At 67.3% G+C, this 20,613-nt stretch carries 24 protein-coding genes and 2 tRNA genes; 12 read left to right on the forward strand and 14 right to left on the reverse strand.

From position 1 onward, the window contains the following. Window positions 1–3: 3 nt before the first annotated feature. On the reverse strand, window positions 4–675 hold the full coding sequence (locus EAH84_RS00100) for a spermidine synthase (RefSeq protein ID WP_140865909.1): 672 nt from the start codon (window positions 673–675) through the stop codon (window positions 4–6). A gap of 13 nt (window positions 676–688) precedes the next feature. Continuing rightward, window positions 689–2,071 (reverse strand): helix-turn-helix domain-containing protein, encoded by a 1,383-nt coding sequence (locus tag EAH84_RS00105; RefSeq protein ID WP_140865912.1) that lies wholly within the window; start codon window positions 2,069–2,071, stop codon window positions 689–691. A gap of 296 nt (window positions 2,072–2,367) precedes the next feature. Between EAH84_RS00105 and EAH84_RS00110 the strand changes: the two genes are divergently transcribed. Together EAH84_RS00110 and EAH84_RS00115 are read left to right on the forward strand one after the other, a co-directional pair. Then, window positions 2,368–3,318, forward strand: a complete 951-nt coding sequence (locus EAH84_RS00110; RefSeq protein WP_140865914.1) for a cation diffusion facilitator family transporter — start codon at window positions 2,368–2,370, stop codon at window positions 3,316–3,318. 64 nt (window positions 3,319–3,382) lie between these two features. Then, window positions 3,383–4,072: a hypothetical protein gene (locus EAH84_RS00115; protein WP_241656383.1), complete on the forward strand. Its 690-nt coding sequence runs from the start codon at window positions 3,383–3,385 to the stop codon at window positions 4,070–4,072. On the opposite strand, the gene EAH84_RS00120 is transcribed toward EAH84_RS00115, so the two are convergent. Beyond that, the gene (locus tag EAH84_RS00120) at window positions 4,018–4,647 is read right to left on the reverse strand and encodes a DUF4893 domain-containing protein (protein ID WP_140865921.1); all 630 of its coding nucleotides are present in this window, start codon (window positions 4,645–4,647) and stop codon (window positions 4,018–4,020) included. The genes EAH84_RS00115 and EAH84_RS00120 overlap by 55 nt on opposite strands. A 7-nt stretch (window positions 4,648–4,654) precedes the next feature. Beyond that, window positions 4,655–5,440 (reverse strand): 3-hydroxybutyrate dehydrogenase, encoded by a 786-nt coding sequence (locus EAH84_RS00125; RefSeq protein WP_140865924.1) that lies wholly within the window; start codon window positions 5,438–5,440, stop codon window positions 4,655–4,657. A gap of 99 nt (window positions 5,441–5,539) precedes the next feature. Here EAH84_RS00125 and ypfJ point away from each other — a divergent pair, with 99 nt between their 5' ends. Beyond that, window positions 5,540–6,439: a KPN_02809 family neutral zinc metallopeptidase gene (gene ypfJ / locus EAH84_RS00130; protein ID WP_140865927.1), complete on the forward strand. Its 900-nt coding sequence runs from the start codon at window positions 5,540–5,542 to the stop codon at window positions 6,437–6,439. A 53-nt stretch (window positions 6,440–6,492) separates the two neighbouring features. Here the strand turns inward: ypfJ and EAH84_RS00135 are convergent, their stop codons facing one another. After that, complete coding sequence (locus EAH84_RS00135) at window positions 6,493–6,855, reverse strand: VOC family protein (protein ID WP_140865930.1); 363 nt, start codon at window positions 6,853–6,855, stop codon at window positions 6,493–6,495. Window positions 6,856–7,004: 149 nt separating this feature from the next. Further along, on the reverse strand, window positions 7,005–7,994 hold the full coding sequence (locus tag EAH84_RS00140) for an NADP-dependent oxidoreductase (RefSeq protein WP_140865933.1): 990 nt from the start codon (window positions 7,992–7,994) through the stop codon (window positions 7,005–7,007). A gap of 191 nt (window positions 7,995–8,185) precedes the next feature. Here EAH84_RS00140 and EAH84_RS00145 point away from each other — a divergent pair. From EAH84_RS00145 to EAH84_RS00155, 3 genes are all read left to right on the forward strand, one after another. Next, window positions 8,186–8,261: transfer RNA gene (locus EAH84_RS00145), tRNA-Ala, on the forward strand. A 214-nt stretch (window positions 8,262–8,475) separates the two neighbouring features. Then, window positions 8,476–9,231 (forward strand): NUDIX hydrolase, encoded by a 756-nt coding sequence (locus EAH84_RS00150; protein ID WP_140865936.1) that lies wholly within the window; start codon window positions 8,476–8,478, stop codon window positions 9,229–9,231. Continuing rightward, window positions 9,231–9,962 carry an extensin family protein gene (locus EAH84_RS00155; protein ID WP_140865939.1) on the forward strand — a complete coding sequence of 244 codons (732 nt, stop codon included), beginning with the start codon at window positions 9,231–9,233 and terminating at the stop codon, window positions 9,960–9,962. The genes EAH84_RS00150 and EAH84_RS00155 overlap by 1 nt, the downstream gene beginning before the upstream one ends. 3 nt (window positions 9,963–9,965) lie before the next feature. On the opposite strand, the gene EAH84_RS00160 is transcribed toward EAH84_RS00155, so the two are convergent. From EAH84_RS00160 to EAH84_RS00175, 4 genes are all read right to left on the reverse strand, one after another. Beyond that, window positions 9,966–10,520 carry a hypothetical protein gene (locus EAH84_RS00160; protein ID WP_140865942.1) on the reverse strand — a complete coding sequence of 185 codons (555 nt, stop codon included), beginning with the start codon at window positions 10,518–10,520 and terminating at the stop codon, window positions 9,966–9,968. A 209-nt stretch (window positions 10,521–10,729) separates the two neighbouring features. Next, on the reverse strand, window positions 10,730–11,002 hold the full coding sequence (locus EAH84_RS00165) for a hypothetical protein (RefSeq protein ID WP_140865945.1): 273 nt from the start codon (window positions 11,000–11,002) through the stop codon (window positions 10,730–10,732). A 53-nt stretch (window positions 11,003–11,055) separates the two neighbouring features. Then, window positions 11,056–11,832, reverse strand: a complete 777-nt coding sequence (locus EAH84_RS00170; protein WP_140865948.1) for a transglutaminase-like domain-containing protein — start codon at window positions 11,830–11,832, stop codon at window positions 11,056–11,058. A 73-nt stretch (window positions 11,833–11,905) separates the two neighbouring features. Beyond that, window positions 11,906–12,658, reverse strand: a complete 753-nt coding sequence (locus tag EAH84_RS00175) for a Bax inhibitor-1/YccA family protein (protein WP_140865951.1) — start codon at window positions 12,656–12,658, stop codon at window positions 11,906–11,908. A gap of 126 nt (window positions 12,659–12,784) precedes the next feature. Between EAH84_RS00175 and thpR the strand changes: the two genes are divergently transcribed. Both thpR and EAH84_RS00185 read left to right on the forward strand, forming a co-directional pair. After that, window positions 12,785–13,333, forward strand: coding sequence for an RNA 2',3'-cyclic phosphodiesterase (thpR, locus tag EAH84_RS00180; protein WP_140865953.1), 549 nt, complete (start codon window positions 12,785–12,787; stop codon window positions 13,331–13,333). 41 nt (window positions 13,334–13,374) lie between these two features. Continuing rightward, the gene (locus tag EAH84_RS00185; RefSeq protein ID WP_140865956.1) at window positions 13,375–13,911 is read left to right on the forward strand and encodes a superoxide dismutase family protein; all 537 of its coding nucleotides are present in this window, start codon (window positions 13,375–13,377) and stop codon (window positions 13,909–13,911) included. 64 nt (window positions 13,912–13,975) lie between these two features. On the opposite strand, the gene EAH84_RS00190 is transcribed toward EAH84_RS00185, so the two are convergent. Together EAH84_RS00190 and EAH84_RS00195 are read right to left on the reverse strand one after the other, a co-directional pair. Next, complete coding sequence (locus EAH84_RS00190) at window positions 13,976–14,728, reverse strand: hypothetical protein (RefSeq protein WP_140865958.1); 753 nt, start codon at window positions 14,726–14,728, stop codon at window positions 13,976–13,978. Continuing rightward, window positions 14,701–15,936: a TIGR04063 family PEP-CTERM/XrtA system glycosyltransferase gene (locus EAH84_RS00195; RefSeq protein ID WP_140865961.1), complete on the reverse strand. Its 1,236-nt coding sequence runs from the start codon at window positions 15,934–15,936 to the stop codon at window positions 14,701–14,703. Before EAH84_RS00195 ends, EAH84_RS00190 begins: the two co-directional genes overlap by 28 nt. Window positions 15,937–16,035: 99 nt before the next feature. Here EAH84_RS00195 and EAH84_RS16025 point away from each other — a divergent pair, with 99 nt between their 5' ends. From EAH84_RS16025 to EAH84_RS00205, 3 genes are all read left to right on the forward strand, one after another. Then, the gene (locus EAH84_RS16025) at window positions 16,036–16,173 is read left to right on the forward strand and encodes a hypothetical protein (RefSeq protein ID WP_170209826.1); all 138 of its coding nucleotides are present in this window, start codon (window positions 16,036–16,038) and stop codon (window positions 16,171–16,173) included. Further along, window positions 16,166–17,509, forward strand: a complete 1,344-nt coding sequence (locus EAH84_RS00200; RefSeq protein WP_140865964.1) for a putative O-glycosylation ligase, exosortase A system-associated — start codon at window positions 16,166–16,168, stop codon at window positions 17,507–17,509. Before EAH84_RS16025 ends, EAH84_RS00200 begins: the two co-directional genes overlap by 8 nt. A 306-nt stretch (window positions 17,510–17,815) precedes the next feature. Further along, on the forward strand, window positions 17,816–19,051 hold the full coding sequence (locus EAH84_RS00205; RefSeq protein ID WP_140865967.1) for an NAD(P)/FAD-dependent oxidoreductase: 1,236 nt from the start codon (window positions 17,816–17,818) through the stop codon (window positions 19,049–19,051). 69 nt (window positions 19,052–19,120) lie between these two features. Here EAH84_RS00205 and EAH84_RS00210 read toward each other — a convergent pair. Continuing rightward, window positions 19,121–19,195: transfer RNA gene (locus EAH84_RS00210), tRNA-Val, on the reverse strand. A 50-nt stretch (window positions 19,196–19,245) separates the two neighbouring features. Further along, window positions 19,246–19,623 carry a cell cycle two-component system response regulator CpdR gene (gene cpdR / locus EAH84_RS00215; protein ID WP_140865970.1) on the reverse strand — a complete coding sequence of 126 codons (378 nt, stop codon included), beginning with the start codon at window positions 19,621–19,623 and terminating at the stop codon, window positions 19,246–19,248. 90 nt (window positions 19,624–19,713) lie between these two features. On the opposite strand from cpdR, the gene EAH84_RS00220 reads away from it, so the two are divergent. Then, window positions 19,714–20,553, forward strand: coding sequence for an N-formylglutamate amidohydrolase (locus tag EAH84_RS00220; RefSeq protein WP_140865973.1), 840 nt, complete (start codon window positions 19,714–19,716; stop codon window positions 20,551–20,553). Window positions 20,554–20,613: the final 60 nt, after the last annotated feature.

Here is a 20,613-nt window from a genome sequence, read left to right on the forward strand (position 1 = left end):
GCTTTACGCCTTGGTGGCGAACCAGATGACGTGACGCGGCCCCTTGCCATTGCTCCTGGCGCGGACGACCTCTTCGTCGACACCAAAGCCCGCGTCGGCCAGCCGCCGCGCGAAGGGCTTGTCGGGGGCGGCGGACCAGACCGCCAAAATCCCGCCGGGGGTGAGCGCGGCGCGCGCCGCGGCGAGCCCACGCGCCGAATACAGCCCGTCGTTGCCCGCACGGGTCAGCCCATCGGGACCATTGTCGACGTCGAGCAGGATCGCGTCATACACGTCCTGTCGCTTGCGGATCGACATCGCGACATCGCCGTCGATCACGCTCACCCGCGGATCATCGAGGCATCCCGCGGTCAGCGTCGCCATCGGGCCGCGTGCCCATGCGACGATCTCCGGCACCAGCTCGACCACCGACAGCCGCGCCTGAGGCCCCAGCACCGCCAGCGCGGCGCGCAGCGTGAACCCCATGCCGTAACCGCCAATCAACAGATGCGGTGCGCTGCGTCCAGCAAGCCGCGCGCACGTCATCGTCGCGAGCGCTTCCTCGGACCCGCTCATCCGCGAGTTCATCAGCTCGTTGCGATCGAGCACGATCATGAAATCGTCGCCGCGGCGGAACAGCCGCAGCGTTTCGCCGTCGGGCACGACCGCGGTCGCCAGCAGATCGCGGGGAATCATCGCGCCGCTCTAGTCAGTCGCCGCCGAAGGTAAAGGCGCTGACCCCGCGTTCGCGCTCGTCGATCAACAGCGCACGCCCCATCGGCGGGGCGCTGCGTTGCGGGCAGGCGGGGCGCAGACAGGCGCGACAGCCGAGCCCGATCGGGGTCGCCTCGCCGGTCAGGTCGACGCCGCGCGCGACCGCGAGCCCCGCGCCGAGTTCCGCCGCGACCCCCAGCCCGACCGCGAATTCGACCGGTACGGCGCCATAGCGCCGCCCCTGCGGCGTCACGGTGCGCGCCATCGTCAGCCAGCGCGCGCCATCCTCGAGCTCGACGAGCTGGACCGCGAGCGATCCGGGGCGATCGAACGCGTGGTGGATCCGCCACAACGGGCAGCGACCCTCCGCATCGGCGAGCGCCGCGCCGCTCGCGCCCGAAAAGCGCTTCGACGATTGTCCCGCGCGATCGATCCGGACCATGAAGAAGGGCAGGCCGCGCGCGCCGACCCGCTGGAGCGTCGTCAAGCGATGCGCGACCTGTTCGAACCCCGCGCCGAAACGCCGCTGGAGCAGTTCGAGGTCGTAGCCGGTCGCCTCGCACGCGCGCAGGAATCGCGCGTAGGGCATCATCACGCCCGCCGCGAAATAGCTCGCCAAATAGCGGCGGAACAGCCGGTCGGCGGCGCGATCGGCCAGCCCCGCACCCTTGGCGAGCGCGTCGATTTCCGCCTTCGCCTCGATCTGCGCGAGCTGGAACGCCGCGGCGAAGGTGCGTGACGCCGAATCGAGCGTCTCGCTCACCTGTACTTGCCGCGCGTGGAGATCGAGCCGCCGCAACAGATCTGGCATCACGTCGACCGGCAGGACGCGGATCGTCAGCTGGTGCTTGACGCGCAGCCGTTCGGCGATCGCACCGTACAGATCGCCCGCGCCCATCCGCAGCTCGTCCGCCAGCGCCTCGGCGGCGGTGTCGAGATCGGCGAAATAACCCCGCCAGCGTTCGATCTCCCGCCGGACCGCGGCGATCGGATCGGCGGGGTCGGTCGCCCCTACCCCGCTGCCCCGCGAATCGAACGCGCGCGCGAACGCTTCCGCGCCGCCCGGCGCACCCGCGAGCCATTCCTCGAGCTCGTTGCGGTCGATGTCGAGATCGGCGAACATCGGATCGGCGAGGCGACGGCGGATCGCCTCGACGCCGCCACCCGGCTCCGCCGCGGCGAGCGCGCGCGGATCGAAATCGAACGTCTCGGCCAGCCTGATCAGGAGCGTCGCCGAAATCGGGCGCTGGTTGCGCTCGATCAGGTTGAGATAGCTCGCGCTGATCGCCAGCGCCTCCGCCATCGCGGCCTGGGTCAGCCCCGCGCGGCGGCGCAACCGCCGCACCGCATGTCCCGCCAGCAATTTGCGATCGGCCATCCCGCGTCCCCCAGACGGGCGCTGTGCCGCCCCGCGCGGCGGCGTGTCAAGGATTTACAAATCAACGAGGCCGGGCCTGCCAAGCGTTACTCCAATACGCCTCCGGGGGCCGCGAACCGGTAGCCGTCGGCCGCGAATGCTGGCTCTACCGCGCCATGCCCGCCGCGCCATCGCGTGGCGGGCGCTCGCTTTCCTGGGGAGGAAAGGTGCCCGCCGCTGGTTCGCCGACGGCGGGCATTCCCCTGCGCGCGACGCGCCGGCTAGGCATCCGCCCGCGTACGGTTATAGTTGCGCGCATGGCCAATTCGATCATTGCCGCGATCCGACGCGATATCGTGCTGTACGGCGCGCTCGCCGCCAATCTGGGGATCGGCGTCGCTAAATTCGTCGCGGCGGGGATCACCGGATCGTCGTCGATGTTGACAGAAGGGGTGCATAGCTGCGTCGACAGCGGCAACCAGATTCTGCTGCTCTATGGCCAGCACCGCGCCAAACGCCCCGCCGACGCCAACCATCCGTTCGGCTATGGCCGCGAACTATATTTCTGGGCGTTCGTCGTCGCGATCCTGATCTTTGCAGTCGGCGCGGGGGTGTCGGGCTATGAAGGCTATCGCCACGTCGTCGCGCCCGAGCCGTTGTCGGACCCGACGATCAACTACATCGTCCTCGCCATCGCCGCCGCGCTGGAGGGCACGTCGTGGGGCCTCGCGATCAAGGAATTCGGCCACAAGAAGGGCGATGCGGGCTGGTGGGACGCGATTCGCGACTCGAAGGACCCCGCGGGCTTCATCGTTCTGTTCGAGGATTCGGCGGCGCTGGCGGGGCTGGCCATTGCAGCGATCGGGGTCTGGGCGAGCCATGCCTTCGCAGATCCGCGGATCGACGGCGTCGCGTCGATCCTGATCGGCGTTATCCTGGCGGGCGTCGCGATCCTGCTGGCGCGCGAGGCGAAGGGGCTGCTGATCGGCGAGCGCGCCGAGCCCGAGGTCGTCGAGACGGTGCGCGCGATCGTCGCCGCGCATCCCGACATCTGTTCGGTCAACCACATCCGCACGATCCACACCGCGCCCGACAGCATATTCGTCGCGATCAGCGCGGACTTTGCCGATGGCGTGTCGATGGGCGATGGCGAAACGCTGATCGACGAGATCGAACGCGAACTCCACGCGGCGGTGCCGCAGTTGAGTTCGATCTACATCCGCCCCGAAAAGCGCGAGGATGCGGCCGGATCGTCCGCGGCCCGATAAGGCGTCGCAATCGATTGGATTGCGGCGCGCGCCACGATTACGCTACCCTGGTTCGATGCCCCCGATGATTATCCGCCTTGTGCGCCGATCAGCGCTGGCGCTGACGCTGGCCACCACGCTGGTCGCTCTGCCCGCGCAGGCGGCGGTGACGATCACTTTCTGGAGCCGCGACATGGGTCGCACCTTTCCCCATGCGTATATCACGCTGCGTGGGGTGCCCGACGGCGGCGGCGAGCCGGTCGACACCGGCTATGGCTTCACCGTGAAGACGGTGACCCCCGCGCTGCTGCTGGGCAGCGTGAGCGGCACGATCGAGCGGCCCACGATCGGGTATCAGAACGGCAGCGACGCGCAGTTTTCGGTGGTGCTGAGCGATGCGCAATATGCCGCCGAACTCGCGCTGGTCGCGGCGTGGGACAAGACCCGCGGGGGCGACAGCCGCTACAACCTCAACACGCGCAACTGCATCCATTTCGTCAAGGCGGCGGCGCGGATCGCGGGGCTGACCGATCTCGATCGCCCCAAGCTGATGAAGAAGCCGCGCCGCTATCTCGAGGCGATCGCCGCGGCAAACCGCGCCGCGATCACCCCGATCGGGAAAGCCGGGAGTGACCATCTGGCGACGCTGCCGCCGGTGTCGGCGCCCCCGGCGTGGCGCGTCGCGCCCGACCTGCACGTGCTGCCGCCCTCGCCGCCGGGTCAGCCGATCGGGACGATATCGACGAGGTCGAGGGTCGATTCGAACCCCGGATAGGGCAGGATCAGCCGCCACCGGGCCGCGCCGATCCGTTCGACGAACCCCGCCGCATCGCGCCGCGCGTCGCGCCCGTAGCGCATCGGCCGGGTCTCGTCGCCCAACGCCAGCGTCCCCAGGAACACCTGGCGTGCATCGGTGTCGTCGAACAGATAGCCGTGAAGCCGCTGATCGCCGTCGAGCGAAAAGGTCGTCCGCCCCGCGGTGGTCGCAACGACGCATCGGGTCCAGTCGCGCGTCGCCATCGCGGGCGCGGCGGCGTCGCGCGCGCCGAGCTTGACCACCCGGCAGCGGTAACGCCCCACCGCCAGCCGCGCGCCCGGCAGGCTGCGGTCGGGATCGAGCAGCATCGCGTCGCGCGCCATCGGCTCGGCGGCGCCAGCCGCGCGTGCCATCGCGAGCGCCGCGACCCACGCCTGACGCCACTGGCGCAGCCGGGTGCGGTCGTGCGGGGTCGCGACCTTGCGCCAGTCGATATCCTGCGGGGTTTCCTCCTGGCTGAGCAACTGTTTGCCGCCCGCGCAGCCCGCGACCAGGATAGCGGCGGCAAGCGCCAGGCCGATCGACCGCTTCATGACGACTTCATGCCGCGGTCCAGCCGCCATCGACCGACAGGTTGGCGCCGGTGATCGACTTGGCCTCGTCGCGGCACAGGAAGACCGCGAGTGCGGCGACCTGTTCGGGGGTCACGAATTCCTTGGTCGGCTGCGCGGCGAGCAGGACGTCGTTCATCACCTGCTCCCTGGTCATGCCCCGCGAGGCCATCGTGTCGGGAATCTGGTTTTCGACGAGCTGCGTCCAGACATAGCCCGGCGAGATGCAGTTGACGGTGATGCCGTGGGTCGCGGTTTCCAGCGCGATCGTCTTGGTCAGCCCCGCGATGCCGTGCTTGGCCATGACATAGGCCGATTTGTTGGGGCTCGCGACCAGGCTGTGCGCCGATCCGGTCGAGATGATCCGGCCCCAGCCCGCGCGCTTCATGTGCGGCACCGCGGCCTTCATCATGTACCACGCGCTGGTCAGCACGATCTGGACGATCGCTTCGAACCGGTCGTCGGGGAAATCCTCGATCGGGGAAACGTGCTGGATGCCGGCATTGTTGACGACGATGTCGGCCCCGCCAAGTTCGCGCGCGGCGCGATCGACCATCGCCGCGATCTGATCGGGCCGCGTCATGTCGGCGGGATCGTAAAGCGCCATGGCGCCGCTCGCGTGTTCCAGCGCGGCGCGCGCGTCCTCGATCGCGGCGGCGTCGCCGAACCCGTTGATCATCACGTTCGCGCCCTCCGCCGCGAACGCCCGCGCATAAGCGAGGCCTATGCCCGAGGTGGAGCCGGTGACGATCGCGGTCTTGCCCTTGAGGAACATCGGGTTCTCCTTCGCCCCCCTCCTGCCGCCGCGCAACGATGGTTGCAACCGCCGCGCGGCCAACGCATGGTCTGCGCGCGAGTAACGGAGTGACTGCTAATGCGCCTCGACGATTTCGATCCGAACGACATCGACGTCGGCGATGCGAGCCGCGGCGGTGGACGCGGCTTCGGCGGCGGTGGCGGATTGCTACTCGGGCTGCTCCCGATGATCGGCAGCCGGTTCGGGTGTGGCGGGATCGTTGTCGCGCTCATCCTGGTCGCGGTGTTCGGCGGACTCGGCAATCTCGGCGGGTTTGTCGGCGGGGGCGGCCAGGTCGGCCAGACCCCCGCGGGCACCGCGCGGACCGCGACCGCGCTATGCAGCGCGGACGCCGGTCACAAGGCCGCCTGCAACGCGTTCGCGTCGGCGCAGGACACCTGGGCGGCGATCTTCGCGAAGAACGGGCAGCAATTCGAAAAGCCTGGGCTGCGCTTCTTCAACGGCAACGGCCAATCGGGCTGCGGCGCGGCGCAGAGCGCGATGGGGCCGTTCTATTGCCCGACCGACCACGACATCTATCTCGACACCAGCTTTTTCGACGAACTCGCCAACCGGTTTGGCGCCAAGGGCGATTTCGCGCAGGATTACGTGATCGCGCACGAATTCGGGCATCATATCCAGAACCTGCTGGGCACGTCGGACCAGGTCGCGCAAGTCCAGCGATCGTCGGGCGAGACCGCGGGCAACGCCGCGTCGGTTCGCCTCGAACTCCAGGCGGATTGCTATGCCGGAGTCTGGGCCGCGCAAAACCGCGACCGGATGGACCCGGGCGACCTGGAAGAGGGCCTCACCGCCGCGCACGCCATCGGCGACGACACGCTGCAACAGGAAGCCACCGGCCGCGTCGTTCCCGACAGCTTCACCCACGGCACCAGCGCGGAACGGATGCACTGGCTGCGACAAGGGCTACAGACGGGCGATCCGGCGCAATGCGATACGTTCAGCGGCGCGATTTAGCGAGCGGGAGGTAGGCCAAATAATCGTGGAAAAGCGGACGTTCGAGGGTCCTGCTAAATCGGCTCCATGAGTTCTATCCGGTTGCCGAACGGGTCAGCCACATAGCAGCGCTTATACCCCGAGAGCGGCTCATCGTTCAACGTTGGGAAGCCAGCGACTTCTAATCGTTCGATGAGAACTGGAAGATCGCGCACGATAAATGCGGGGTGCGCCTTTTTTGCGGGACGGAAATTTTGGTCAATGCCGAGATGGACTTTAAGGTCGTCACGTTCAAACCAGCACCCGCCCCTCTTTGCTAGCTGCGGCGGCTTTTCGACTTCCGGGATATCCAAAAGGCCCGCGTAGAACTGGCGTGCGGCGTCCTCTTCGCCTGCCGGCATTGCTAGTTGCACGTGGTTCAAAGTCTCAATGCGCATGCGTTTCTCCATCCTAGCGATACGTGAGACGCTAATATGCGGAATAAGACGCTGGAGCGTCTACGTCCGCTATTGGGCGTTTCCTGCCGGGCGCCCAAGCCATCTTAGGCGTTCGAAACGCCCCGCCCCCGCGGGGGCGGGAGCTCCGCTCAAATCTTCACTAGCATTTTGCCCTTGTTGTCCCCCGAAAACAGCCCGAGGAAGGCGTCGGGGGTCTTTTCCAGCCCCTCGACCACGGTTTCCTCGCGGGTCAGTTTGCCGTCCTTCATCCAGCCGCCCATATCGCGATAGAATTCGGCGGCGCGGTCCGCGAAGTCGCTGACGATGAAGCCCTGGATGCGGATGCGGGCGCCGATGACGCGCGCGATGTAGCGCAGTTCGGTCGCGGCGCCGCTGTTGTAGACGTCGATCATCCCGCAGATCGCGAACCGCGCGCGGTCGTTGGCGTGCGCGAGCGCGGCGTCGAGGTGATCGCCGCCGACATTGTCGAAATAGACGTCAATGCCGTTGCGCGCGGCCTGGCCGAGCGACTTCACGATCGGCGTGCCGTCCTTGTAATCGATCGCGGCGTCGGCGCCGAGCGACTGGACCCAGGCGCATTTCTCTGCGCCCCCCGCCGAACCGATGACGTGGCACCCCTTCGCCTTGGCGATCTGGACGACGGTCGATCCGACCGCGCCCGCCGCCGCCGACACGAACACGGTGTCACCTTCCTTCGCCGCAGCGACGTGGAGCAGCCCGAAATAGGCGGTCATGCCGGGCATCCCGAGTTGCCCCAGATACGCCTGCGGATCGGCCTCCATCTTGGGCAGCGGCTGGACCTGCGCCGCGGGGAGCACGGCTTCATCGCGCCAGCCGGCAAAATGCTGGACCATGTTGCCGGGCTTGAACTGATCGGACCGGCTCTCGATCACCTCGCCCACCGCGCCACCCTGCATCGGCTCGCCGATCGCGAACGGCGGGGTGTAGCTCTTCACGTCGTTCATCCGCCCGCGCATGTACGGATCGACGGTCAGCCAGCGGTTGGCGATGCGGACCTCGCCCTCGGCGAGCGAGGGCTGGTCGAGGTCGATCAGCGCGAAATTCGCTGCGGTCGGCATACCATTGGGGCGTGACGCCAGGGTCCATGCTCGTGCCATCGGGGGTCTCTCCTCTTTCGTTGTTGCGGGTGCAAGATAGCATGGTCTGGCGACAAACGCGCGGCGCGAACCCGATCATCGTGTCGACTTTACGCAACGATGGGGTGCAGCGGGGGGAGAGTTCGCGCCATGTTGCATCGCCCGGCAAGGCTCGCTAATGGCATCGCTGCCGGGCGATCCGGGCGGAACGTGGGGCTGTAGCTCAGATGGGAGAGCGCTGCAATCGCACTGCAGAGGTCAGGAGTTCGATCCTCCTCAGCTCCACCACCTCCGCATAACATTCGGCCCTTTTCGCGCCGCCGACTATGGGCTCGCTGCATCCAATCGGCGGAGGCATCCGTATATCCATCGTCGTCATCATGCCCCCTTTATGGTGCGACACCGGATCGGCTCGTTCAGACCCCAAGCCTGGGCGGGTCGGTCCCCCCTTCAGCGATTTAATCGGTAGCGGCGGACGCCGCCCGCGCGGTACAGCGTCGTCATGTCCGATAGCCAAACCCCGATCCCCGCCGCCACGCTCGTCATCTTTCGCGATGCCGCCGACGGCCCCCCCGAACTGCTGATGGTCGAACGCGCCAAGCAGATGGTGTTCGCGGGGGGCGCGTGGGTGTTCCCCGGGGGGCGGATCGATCCGGGCGACTATGCGCTGGCGGACACACTCGCGCCCCAAGAGGACGGTGCCTCGCGGATCGCGGCGATCCGCGAGACGATCGAAGAGGCGGGATTGCCGGTCGGGCTCGATCCGCTGCCCTCCCCCGATGCGCTCGCCGCGCTGCGCGCTGCGCTGCACGACGGGCAGGATTTTGCGGTCGCGCTTGCTGCTGCGGGCACCGCGCTCGATTGCGATCTGCTCCACCCGTTCGCGCGGTGGCTGCCGGCGCACGCGCATATGCGGATCTTCGACACGCGCTTCTTCCTCGCACGGCTGCCAGCCGACGCGCCGTGCGCCAGCGTCGACGAGACCGAGAATGTCCGGTTACGCTGGACGACCGCCCAAGCGCTGCTCGATGACGCCGATGCAGGGCGCGCGGCGATCATCTTCCCGACCCGGCGCAACCTCGAACGGCTCGCGCTCTATCGCGATTTCGATGCCGCGGTGGCCGATGCGCGCGCGCATCCGGTGCGGACCATCACGCCGTATCTCGAAGAGCGCGACGGCGCGCCGCACCTCTGCATTCCCGACGATCTGGGCTATCCGGTGACGTCCGAAATCATGACGGGCGTGCTCCGCGGCTGATGCGCGCGCTGCGGCGGATGATCGGCTGGCTGGTCGGGATCGCGCTCGCGGCGGCGATGCTGTTGCTGGCGTGGGCGCTGATGCGCGGGCACCCGCAAGACCTGCCCTGGACGCCGCTCGACCTGGGTCGGCCGATCGGCCTGTTCACCGGGCGCAAACTGGCGGGCCTCACCAACGATTTCCCCACATGCCGCGCGCTGCTGACCCGCGCCGGGGTTCGCTACAGCGTGCTCCCCGCGCGCCACGAGGGCGCGACGTGCGGCTATGACGACGCGGTGCGGTTCGCCGGCGGCGGCGCGCGGCGGATCGCATTCGCCCCCGCCGCGGTCGGCGTGTCGTGCCCCGTCGCCGCAGCGCTGTCGATGTGGGAATGGGATGTCGTCCAACCCGCCGCGCAGGCGATCTTCGGATCGCGCGTTGTCGGGATCGACCATGTCGGCAGCTATAACTGCCGTCGCATCTACGGGCGCGACAGCGGCACGTGGAGCGAACATGCAACCGCCGATGCGATCGACATCGCGGGGTTCAGACTGGCCGACGGAACCCGGGTGACGGTGGCGGCGGATTGGCACGGCGGTGATCCGCGATCACGCTTCCTGCACCGCGTCCGCGACGGCGCGTGTCGGCTATTCTCGACGGTGCTGAGCCCCGATTACAACGCGGCGCATCATGATCATCTTCATCTCGATCAAGCCGAGCGAGGCGTGCTGGGCGGGCGCGCCTGCCGCTAGTGCTCAATTGGGGAGTGCGGCGCTGCTGTCGACCTTTTCGACCCAATTGGGGAAGAAGGCGGGCTGGCGGTGCGACCAGCCCGATGCAGTCGCGGCGGCTTCGCTGATCGATTGGAGCAGGTTACGGCGCAGTTCGGGATGGAGATGCGGCAATGCCGCCGCGCCGCAGAAGGCGGCGGGCAGCCACGGGCGCACCTCGGCCCCGATCAGCCGTTCGTAAAGGAAGCGGAAGGCCGAAAAGCTGGTGATCCGGCCCTGCCCCAGATCGAACGCGACGAGCGTGATCAACGGCGCGAGGAACGGCTCGATCGCCTGCAGATCGGCGTCGTCGGGGCAGATTTCGCGCAGATCGGCGAGCGAGCGATAGATGCGGGCTTGCGCGCGGATGCTCGCGGCCTCGACGACGTCGCGCGACCAGCGCGCCATCGCATCGTCGCGATCGAGGCCGATATCGAGGCTGCGGCGGATGTAGCGTTGCGTCGCGGCGGGAAAGCCCGCGAACTCCTTCATCTCGGCCAGCGTCATCGCGCCTTCCGCCGGTTTCATCCTACTACCCATGATCGTCACCCCGCCCATCGCCCAAGGAACGGGATGACTATGCGCCAGGATGGTTAACAGAGCCCTTAACGCATTGTCGTCCCGCGTTAACCAACAGACCATGGCGACTGCTGCGTCGCAACATCAGTTGCGATGAACCGAGTCCCGATGATGCGATTGCATCGAAGGGTGAGGCTTTGGCGCAACAATCATGCCCGGATGGCGTGACGCTATGAATCCTTGCGCGCGCGTTCGGCGTCCTCGTCATAGCCCGAGGATGGCGCCGGGCCGGTGCGGTGGACTGGCTGGGTCGACGACGGCGGATCGCTGGCGTCCATCGATTCATCGAGCGCATTGTCGAGCCGCGCTTCGTTGCTCTCCGGGTTGTTCTTCAGCCGCTCGTCGATCGATTTGTCGGTTCCGGCATCGGCCTGGCAGGCGCCGTCGTCTTTGGTGGGTGCCACCGACAGGCTGTCGAGCGCGCGGTCATCGATATCGGTCATGGCAGCCTCCAAATTGATGTCGCGGTTAAAACGATCGAGGACGCAGGCCGTTCCTACAGCGTGCGGACGCGCACCGATTGTTCCATGAGCTGCGCGCTACCGAAGACGGTCATGAACGCGATGTCGGTCGCATCGCGCCCCACCGCGACTCGCGCAATATCGCCGCACCCCGCCATCCGGGTCGCATCGGCCAGGTGCCACGATCCCTCCAGCCACAATTCCGCGACCGCGTGGAAATCGGGCGGGTCGACGCCGGGCGCATAGGCCGACACGCATCGCGCCGGGATGTTGCCCGCGCGCGCCAGCGACACCAGCAGATGCGCGTAATCGCGACACACCCCGCTACGGCTGGCGAAGGTGTCGAGCGCGGTCGTTTCGCCGGTACTCGCGTTGCCCGCATAGGTCAGCGATGTCGCGACCCAGTCGACCAGCGCCGCGGCGAGCGCGCCGCCCTCCAGCCCCGCGAATTCGCGCCGCACAAAGCCTTCGAAGCGATCGGCGGGGCAGTAGCGGCTCGGCAACAGATACGGCACGAGATGGCCGTCGAGATCGCGCGGCGGGGTGGCGGCGAGCGGTAAGAGATCGATCGTCGCGCGATCGATCGCGATCGTCCCGCGATATTCCGCGCGCCATTGCCCGTCGGCGCGGGTCCAGCAGCGCTGGCCGATGCCATCTTCACCGATCGCGGCGCGGATCGGATCATCGCTCCAGATCGTCAGCGTTTCCGCCACGATCCGCTGGTCGACCATCGCCGCCGCCTCGATCTGGAGCAGCACGTCGGTCGCTCGTTCGAACCAATAGACCAGGTCAACCTCGATTCCGAGCCGCATGGCACATCTTCCTCACAAAAAAAGGCCCGGCGGAGCGGTCCGCCGGGCCTGAATCACACCATCGCGACCGGGTCTAGTTGCGGCCCGAGCCGAACAGCCGGAGGACGAACAGGAACATGTTGATGAAATCGAGATACAGCGCCAGCGCCGACATCACGATCACCTTGCCGACCATATCGGTTCCGGCGACCTGGAAATACATGCTCTTGGTACGCTGCGTATCGTAGGCGGTCAGGCCGGCAAAGATCAACACGCCAACTCCGCTGATCACCAGCTCCATCACGTTGGACTGCAGGAAGACGTTGATGATCATCGCGACGACCAGGCCGACGACGCCGATGATCAGGAACGTCCCGAACACCGACAGATCACGCTTGGTGGTGTAGCCGTACAGGCTCAGCGCCGCGAAGCCCGCCGCGGTCGAGAAGAACGCGCCCGCGATCGACGTGCCGCTGTAGACGAGGAAGATCGTCGAGAGCGACAGGCCCATCAACACCGCAAAGCCCCAGAACATCGCCTGGATCGTGCTGGTGCTCATCCGGTTCTGGCCAAAGCTCATCGCAAACACGATCGCGAGCGGCGAGAACATGATGATGTATTTCAGGATGCCGCCGCCGGTAAACACCGCAGCCGCAGGCGAACTCGCGCCGCCCCAGGCGAACGCCAGCGCGACAATGGCGGTCAACAGGATCGCCGAGGTCATGTAGTTATAGACCGAGAGCATGTAGGAACGCAGCCCGGCATCATACGCCGCGGTGTGCGTCGCATCGGCACGCGTCGCCTGGAAGGGCGTGGCGGGTTGCCGCGGGTCGGACCAATTGGCCATGTGCTAGTCACTCCTCTGCCGGCCTAGATGCCGGTTCTTCCACAATATCGTCGCGTCGCGGCGATTTTTCAACCCGATAGGGGCCGACTGGCGCCGATGCGCAACGTTACGTTACACAGCGCGGCGATGCCCCGCCTGTTCGTCGCCCTACGCCCCCCGCCCGCGATCCGCGAGGTGCTGTTCGACACGATGGACGGTGTCCCCGCCGCGCGCTGGCAGGACGACGAGCAGCTCCACCTCACGCTGCGATTCATTGGCGACGTCGACCGCCCCGTCGCCGAGGACGTCGCCGCCGCGCTCGCCGCGATCCATACCGCGGCCCCCGTCGTGGCGCTCGGCGGGGTCGGGCGGTTCGCCCGTCGCGGACGGACCGAGGCGCTGTGGGCGGCGGTGACCCCGCACGACGCGCTCGCGCACCTCCACCGCAAGGTCGACCAAGCGTGCGTCCGCGCGGGGCTCGATCCAGAACGCCGTGCGTATCTGCCGCACATCACGCTCGCGCGGTTGCCGCGATCATTGGGTGAGGAGCGCCCGGTCGAGGCATGGCTGGCACGCGCGGCAAGCTTGGCGAGCGCGCCATTCGCGCTGCCGCATCTTATCCTGTATCACAGCGCGCTGGGGCGTGGCGGCGCGGTGTACGAACCCATCGCGCGCTGGCCGCTCGGAACCAGCTGAGCAAGTATGGGGTTCGACCGACCAACCAAGGGAGACGATTGATGCGAACGACGCTAACAGTCACGCTGGGGGCCGCAGCGATGGCGCTTGGTGGATGCGAGAACAACAAGATCGACGTCGGGATGCCCATCGCCAACGCGATGACCGCGACCGCCGCGATCCGGACCGCGACCGGCGCGACCGTGGGGCGCGCGACCGCAATGGATGTCGCGGGAGGCATCCGCTACACGATCGACGTCACCGGCCTGCCGCCCGGTACCCACGGCGCGCACATCCACATGACCGGGCGCTGCGACGCCCCCGATTTCGCGACCGCGGGAGGCCATTGGAACCCGACCGGCGCGAAGCACGGCACGATGAACCCGATGGGGCAGCACGACGGCGACCTCCCCAACCTGATCATCGGCACCGGCGGGCGCGGCACCTTGGGCATCACGGTGCCGGGTCAGACGATGGCGGGGTTGCTCGACGCCGACGGCGCGGCGATCGTGATCCATGCCGGTCCCGACGACCTGATGACCGACCCGTCGGGCAACAGCGGCGGGCGCATCGCGTGCGGGGTGTTCACGCCGAACTGAATGACCATTGCCGTGTGAGCGCGGCGTCCGAGAGCATGACGTGTCGTTCGAAGGGGCGACGAACCTATCGCGCGGTTGCGCGATGCGCCTGGCGGGTGCTGCGTTCGAGCCGCCGCAGCAGCGATTCGATCGAGGGCGCGCCGTCTTCGATTGGCCCGCGCGGCAGTTCGACGCTCGTGATGCGTTCGCCCGCCGCCAGCGTCGGCGCGGTTCGGGGCGCGACGCTGTGGAGCGCCGACACCGGGCGGACCGGTTCGCGCGGTGCATCGGGCACCGCAGCGGGGTCGAACGCCGAGAGCGGCTGATCGAGATCCGCGGGCAGGTCGCGGATCACCGGCGGCGCGGTGCGCGTCGGCTCGACCGGGGGCATCGGCACGCCGAGATCGCGCGCGGTCAATGGTCGCCGCGCGGGCGCATCGGGATGCGCATCGGCGCGGCGCAGCGTCGGGATGCGGTGATCATCGAAGGGCAGATCGTCCGCCATCGTCGCGACGGCTGCGTCGAGCGTCTTGCGATTCGCGGCGCGCGCCGCAAGCACGGATTCGAAGAAGCCACCCGAGCCGAACAGCAGGAACAGTCCCGACCAGGTCACCGCGGCTACCAGCACCCCGCCGCCCAGCGCAAGCAACGCGCGCGCGGTCGTGCCGAGCGGGGGTTGCGCCACCGCGACGACCGCGGCGATGCCACTGTTCCAGACCAGATCCTCGAGCATCAGCGCGGGAATCAGCAACGCGACGAGCGCGGCGAGACAGCCCGCGATCAGCCCACCGACCGGGGCAATCCAGTATTTCAGGTTCGAAGGGGGAATCGCGACCATGTTCTTTCCATCGATGCGGCCGCCATCAGCCGCTGGTAAACCGGCTCGTAACCCATAATGTTTGACGACCAGTTACGCTCGCGCTCGACGAACGCGCGTGCCGCGGCGCGACGACGCGGCCAGGCGGCGCGGTCTTCGAACATCGCCGCCAGCGCGTGCGCGATCGCGGCGGGATCGTCGGGCCGAAACAGCGTGCCCGTCACCCCGTTCTCGATCAGTTCGCGGTGCCCGCCGACGTTCGACGCCGCGACCAGCTTGCCCTGCGCCATCGCCTCGAGTGGCTTCAGCGGCGTCACCAGATCGGTGAGGCGCATTGCCTTGCGCGGGTAGGCGAGAATATCAACGAGCCCGTAATAGCGGTCGACCACGGTGTGCGGCACGCGCCCGACGAAGCGGATCGCGGCGGCCGCCGAGGATGCCGCAGCCTGCGCGCGCAATGCCGCCTCCATCGGCCCCCCGCCGACGAGCAGCAACCGCGCGGTGGGGCGCGCCGCGACCAGCGCGGGCATCGCCTCGATCAGGTCATCGAGCCCTTCGTAATCGTAGAAGCTGCCGATGAACCCGACGACATCGGCATCGGCCAGCCCCAACCCCGCCGCCAGCGCGTCGTCGCGCGGCGGCGGATCGCCGAACAGCGTCAGGTCGACCCCGTTGGGCGAGATAATGATTTTGGCGGGATCGATCCCACGCATGATCAGATCGCCACGCAACCCGTCGCAGATCACCGCGACCGCATCCGCGCGGCGCACCGCCCAGGTTTCGAGCGCGCGAGTCGCCTGATACCGGAGTGATCCCTCGGTCCCGGTGCCGTTGCCGACCGCCGCATCCTCCCAGAAGGCGCGAATCTCATAGACCAGCGGCAACCCGCGGCGCCGCGCCACCAGCCACGCCGCGAGCGCGTCGATCACCGGGGAATGCGCGTGCAGAATGTCGGGGCGAAAGGCATCGACCGCCGCGTCGATCCGCCGCGCGAACGCCGCGATTCCGCGCAGTTCGCCGATCGCGCCGTGCTGGCGCGCGATGCGCGTCCGGTGGAAGGTCAAGTCATCGACCTGCTCGACCGCGTCGGTCGCCTCGCCGTGGCGCGGCCCGGTCACTGCGGCGACCTGCCACCCCTTGCCCTCCTGCGCCTTCAGGATCGCGCGGGTGCGAAAGGTGTAGCCGCTTTGCAGCGGCAGGCCGTGATCGAGAATATGCAGGATACGCATCGTGGAAATAGCCCTGCCACGAACGGGCTTAACGCGGCGTCAACTCGGCCCGGCGCATAGCCGGGTTCGCAACGGGGCGACGAGCGCGGTGACGACGGGATGATCAACAATTTCGCGATCCTGCTGACCCACGGGCTGATGATGCTCGCCGCGTGGACGTTGCTCAGGCGTCCCGATCTCGACGACGAATCCACGCCCGGGCCGGCCGATCACGAAGGTCGCTGGCCACGTGCATGACCTGATCTTCCTCGGCTTCCTGGCGGCGCTGTTCGCGGCGGGATTGCGCAAACCGTTCCTGCTGGTGCTGACCTATGTCTATATCGACGTTGTCTCGCCGCAGCGGCTGACCTATTATCTGCTCAACAGCGTGCCGATCTCGCTGATCGCGGTGGCGATGGCGGTCGGCGGGTTCCTGATCGCGGACAAGAAGGCCGACGTCCGCTTCGCGCCGCGCCAGGCGCTGATCGTCCTGCTGCTGCTGTATTGCGGGATGACGACGATGTCCGCCGATTTCCCGATCGAGGCCGCGGACAAATGGGAATGGGTGTGGAAGGCGCTTGCGTTCGCCGCGTTCCTGCCGCTGACGCTGCGCACCAAGCTCAGGATCGAGGCGCTGCTGCTGTTCATGGTCCTGTCCGCGGCGACGATCATCATCGTCGGCGGGATCAAGACCGCGGCGGGCGGCGGCGGCTATGGCGAACTCGACCTGATGGTGACCAACAACAGCGGACTCTACGAAAGCAGCACGATATCCGCGGTCGCGATCGCGATCATCCCCCTCATCCTCTGGTTCATGAAATACGGGACGATCTTCCCTCCCGACTGGAAAGTGAAGACGTTCGGTTTCGCGCTCATTTTTTCGTGCCTGCTGATGCCAATCGGCACCTCGGCGCGGACCGGGCTGCTGTGCATCGTGTTCCTCGCGCTGGTGATGTTCCGGCTATCCAAGCGCAAGCTCGCCTATATCGCGGCGACGGTGGTGCTTGCCGTGGCCGCGGTACCACTGCTCCCGTCATCGTTCACGCAGCGGATGGACACGATCAAGACCCACCAGGGCGACGAATCGGCCTCGACCCGGATCGCGGTGTGGGCGTGGACGATCGGCTACGCCAAGGCGCACCCGTTCGGCGGGGGCTTCAACGCGTTTCTCCAGAACAAGGTGCGCTACGAATTGCGGAGTGCCGACGGCGATGCGGCGGGCGTGACCAACGACAAGGCGCGCGCGTATCACAGCGCCTATTTCGAAATGCTCGGCGAACAGGGGTATCCGGGGCTTGCGATCTGGCTGATCATCAATTTGGCGGGGGTCTGGCGGATGGAGGTGATCCGCCGCCGGCATCGCGATCCCGACGACCCCTATGCCTGGGGCGGCGCGCTCGCCGCCGCGTTGCAGTCGGGGCACCTCATCTATCTGCTCGGCGGCGCGTTCGTCGGGATCGCGTTCCAGCCGTTCATCTACATGCTGATCGGCGCGCAGATCGGACTCGATACCTATCTGACGCGCAAACGGGGAGACACCATCGTGACGGCGTTTCGTCCGGTTTCCACCAAAGCGGTGATCGCGCCCGTCTGATCATCGTGCCACGCTTCAGAATGCGAAAACGCGGGTTCGAGCCATTTGGAGCTCCGCACGACGTATCTAGGGCGGATATCGGCACCGCGATGTCACACACCGGGTACAGCGCGACGTGCGCATTGTCCTTGCGAAGATCGGCACCGCATCGCTAACCATTTTCGATCGACAGGCGCCCGGGCCAAGACCGCGCTTTCGACACCGGCAGGGAGCTTTCCAGATGGATGAAACCGATGCCCACCACATTGCCCGCCGGACCAGAACGAGGACAAGTGAGCCATCAGCGAGCGGCGGGAGGGCCCGAGGTTGACGACAACTCATGACGTGCTGATCGTCGGCGCAGGCCATGCCGGTGCGCAATGCGCGATCGCGCTGCGCCAGGGCGGCTTCACGAAGTCGGTCGCGATGATCACCGAAGAGGCGGATTACCCTTATGAGCGCCCGCCGCTGTCGAAGGAATATCTCACCAAGCACAAATCGTTCGAGCGGATCCTGATCCGCCAGCCGGGATTCTGGGACGAGCGCGACATTGGCGTACTGCTGAACCAACGTGTCACCCGGGTCGATCCGGGGGCCAAGACGGTGACGACCGAGGACGGCGACACGATCGGTTATGGCACGCTCGTCTGGGCGACCGGCGGCGCGGCGCGGCGGCTATCGTGCGATGGGAGCGACCTGGTCGGCGTCCATGGTATCCGTACCCGTGCCGATGTCGATCGGCTCGAGGCGGAATTGCCGACGGCGCATCGAGTCGTCGTGGTCGGCGGCGGCTATATCGGGCTCGAGGCGGCGGCGGCGCTGTCGAAATTCGGTAAGGATGTGACCGTCCTCGAAGCGCTCGACCGGGTGCTCGCGCGCGTCGCTGGAAAGGAATTATCGCGATTTTTCGAGGCCGAGCACCGCGCGCATGGCGTCGATGTCCGGCTGGGCGTCGGCGTCGATCGCCTGATCGGAGGGAGCGGTCGCGTCACCGGCGTGCAGCTCGCCGACAGCAGCATGCTGCCCGCGGACATGGTGATCGTCGGCATCGGGATCGTCCCCGCGGTCCAGCCGCTGATCGCCGCAGGAGCGGCGGGCGGCAATGGCGTGGCGGTCGACGATCAGTGCCGCACCACCCTGCCCGACATCTACGCGGTCGGCGACTGCGCGCTGCACTCCAATGACTATGCCGACGGTGCGTCTATCCGCGTGGAATCGGTCCAGAATGCCACCGATCAGGCGAACGTGGCGGCAAAGACGATCATGGGTACGGGCCACCCCTATGATGCGGTGCCATGGTTCTGGTCGACCCAGTATGACTTGAAACTGCAAACCGTCGGGCTGTCCACCGGATTTGATACCGCCGTCACGCGCGGCGATCCGGCCACGCGCAGCTTCTCGATCGTCTATCTCAAGCGCGGCCGCGTGATCGCGCTCGACTGCGTCAACATGATCAAGGATTATGTCCAAGGCCGCAAGCTAGTGACGGCGCGCGCCGAAATCGATCCGGCGCAGCTGGCCAATCCGGGCGTGCCGCTGAAGGACATGGTTCCCGCCGCCTGAGCCGCCCATCAGAGCACGCTTGTAGCCACAAAAAACCCGCCAGTCCGTCGGGCTGGCGGGGTTCATGTCTGGTGGGCGTGGCAAGGATTGAACTTGCGACCCCTGCGATGTCAACACAGTGCTCTACCACTGAGCTACACGCCCACGAGGAGGGTGCCACTAGCGGCGGGATGCGGGCGGCGCAAGCGGTTCGTTCAATTAAGCCCGGTGGCGCTCCCGATCTCGAACATCCGGTCGATTTCGAGCACCAGATCGCGCAGGTGGAATGGCTTAGACAGCACGCGCGCACCAGGCATCTCGCGCCCCGCCTTCAATGTCACCGCGGCGAATCCGGTGATGAACATCACGCGGAGCCCCTGAACCATCTCGCCCGCGCGGCGCGCGAGTTCGATCCCGTCCATCTCGGGCATCACGATATCGGTCAGCAACAGGTCGAAATGCTCGGTTTCGAGCAGCGGCATCGCCGCGGTGCCGCGGTCGACCGCGGTCACCGCATAGCCCGAGCGCTCGAGCGCGCGCGTCAGATATTCGCGCATCACCTGGTCGTCCTCGGCCAGCAGAATCCGGATCATCGCCTCAACCCCTTGTTGCCGCAACCTACGCCCGAACGGGTAAAGATTTCCAGCGCCTTTGCGGTTCGCCTTGGTTATGGCGTGTCATTGATGGACGGTTCGTTCGATCTCTACGCCGATCCGGTGCCTGCCAGCCCGGTCGTGCTGTCGGTCCCGCACGCAGGGCGTGATTATCCGCTGGCGTTGCGCGCCGCGCTCCAGGTGCCGCTGGCCGCGCTCCGCCCGCTCGAGGATCGCCACGTCGACGCGGTCGCGCTGGCGGCACGGGGCCGCGAGACGCTGATCGTCCAGCGCCGCGCGCGCGCCTGGATCGACCTCAACCGCGGCGAGGACGAACGCGATCCGCGGGTCGACGAAGGCGCCGACCCGAAGGGCCAGCCGATGGGATCGGCCAAGGTCAGGAGCGGGCTGGGGCTGGTCCCGCGCCGCGCGCTGGGTGCCGGATCGGTCTGGCGGCGGCGGTTCGCGGATGCCGATATCGCGACGCGGATCGCGCGCGATCACCGGCCCTACCACGCCGCGCTATCGACCGCGCTGGCGTGCGCACAGGCAAGATTCGGCACCGCGATCCTGATCGACCTCCATTCGATGCCCCCGCTCGCGAGCGGCGTAGGGATCGTGCTGGGCGACCGGTTCGGGCGCGCCGCGGGGGCAAGATTCGTCGCATGCGCCGATGCGGTGGCGCGCGGCGCGGGTTTCGCGACCGCGCTCAATCTGCCCTATGCCGGCGGCCATACCCTGACGACGCATGGTCGGCCCGCAGCGGGAATCCACGCGATTCAGGTCGAAATCGACCGCGCACTCTATTTAGATGCCGCGCTCGATATGCCGGGGAACGGGATAGAAGCGATCGCCGCGATGCTCCGGGCGATGATCGCCGCGCTGGCGTCAGAGGCCCTGGCCCAGCGCTATGACTGCGCCGCCGAATGACCACCACCGACTGAACCAAAAAAACCACCCCGCGTATAACACGCGAGGTGGCCAAGGTTC

The organism is Sphingomonas oligophenolica, assembly GCF_006438955.1.
Lineage (GTDB): Bacteria > Pseudomonadota > Alphaproteobacteria > Sphingomonadales > Sphingomonadaceae > Sphingomonas > Sphingomonas oligophenolica_A.

Bases quoted from the DNA above. Each gene is read 5' to 3' on its own strand.
- EAH84_RS00160 (WP_140865942.1), bottom strand. From the start codon at position 10,520: ATGGGTAGTAGGATGAAACCGGCGGAAGGCGCGATGACGCTGGCCGAG.
- EAH84_RS16025 (WP_170209826.1), top strand. From the start codon at position 16,036: ATGATCAACAATTTCGCGATCCTGCTGACCCACGGGCTGATGATGCTC.
- thpR (WP_140865953.1), top strand. From the start codon at position 12,785: ATGCCCCGCCTGTTCGTCGCCCTACGCCCCCCGCCCGCGATCCGCGAG.
- cpdR (WP_140865970.1), bottom strand. From the start codon at position 19,623: ATGATCCGGATTCTGCTGGCCGAGGACGACCAGGTGATGCGCGAATAT.
- EAH84_RS00100 (WP_140865909.1), bottom strand. From the start codon at position 675: ATGATTCCCCGCGATCTGCTGGCGACCGCGGTCGTGCCCGACGGCGAA.
- EAH84_RS00125 (WP_140865924.1), bottom strand. From the start codon at position 5,440: ATGTTCCTCAAGGGCAAGACCGCGATCGTCACCGGCTCCACCTCGGGC.
- EAH84_RS00110 (WP_140865914.1), top strand. From the start codon at position 2,368: ATGGCCAATTCGATCATTGCCGCGATCCGACGCGATATCGTGCTGTAC.
- EAH84_RS00105 (WP_140865912.1), bottom strand. From the start codon at position 2,071: ATGGCCGATCGCAAATTGCTGGCGGGACATGCGGTGCGGCGGTTGCGC.
- EAH84_RS00190 (WP_140865958.1), bottom strand. From the start codon at position 14,728: ATGGTCGCGATTCCCCCTTCGAACCTGAAATACTGGATTGCCCCGGTC.
- EAH84_RS00170 (WP_140865948.1), bottom strand. From the start codon at position 11,832: ATGCGGCTCGGAATCGAGGTTGACCTGGTCTATTGGTTCGAACGAGCG.
- EAH84_RS00115 (WP_241656383.1), top strand. From the start codon at position 3,383: ATGATTATCCGCCTTGTGCGCCGATCAGCGCTGGCGCTGACGCTGGCC.
- EAH84_RS00165 (WP_140865945.1), bottom strand. From the start codon at position 11,002: ATGACCGATATCGATGACCGCGCGCTCGACAGCCTGTCGGTGGCACCC.
- ypfJ (WP_140865927.1), top strand. From the start codon at position 5,540: ATGCGCCTCGACGATTTCGATCCGAACGACATCGACGTCGGCGATGCG.
- EAH84_RS00175 (WP_140865951.1), bottom strand. From the start codon at position 12,658: ATGGCCAATTGGTCCGACCCGCGGCAACCCGCCACGCCCTTCCAGGCG.
- EAH84_RS00140 (WP_140865933.1), bottom strand. From the start codon at position 7,994: ATGGCACGAGCATGGACCCTGGCGTCACGCCCCAATGGTATGCCGACC.
- EAH84_RS00155 (WP_140865939.1), top strand. From the start codon at position 9,231: ATGCGCGCGCTGCGGCGGATGATCGGCTGGCTGGTCGGGATCGCGCTC.
- EAH84_RS00220 (WP_140865973.1), top strand. From the start codon at position 19,714: ATGGACGGTTCGTTCGATCTCTACGCCGATCCGGTGCCTGCCAGCCCG.
- EAH84_RS00150 (WP_140865936.1), top strand. From the start codon at position 8,476: ATGTCCGATAGCCAAACCCCGATCCCCGCCGCCACGCTCGTCATCTTT.
- EAH84_RS00120 (WP_140865921.1), bottom strand. From the start codon at position 4,647: ATGAAGCGGTCGATCGGCCTGGCGCTTGCCGCCGCTATCCTGGTCGCG.
- EAH84_RS00195 (WP_140865961.1), bottom strand. From the start codon at position 15,936: ATGCGTATCCTGCATATTCTCGATCACGGCCTGCCGCTGCAAAGCGGC.
- EAH84_RS00135 (WP_140865930.1), bottom strand. From the start codon at position 6,855: ATGCGCATTGAGACTTTGAACCACGTGCAACTAGCAATGCCGGCAGGC.
- EAH84_RS00185 (WP_140865956.1), top strand. From the start codon at position 13,375: ATGCGAACGACGCTAACAGTCACGCTGGGGGCCGCAGCGATGGCGCTT.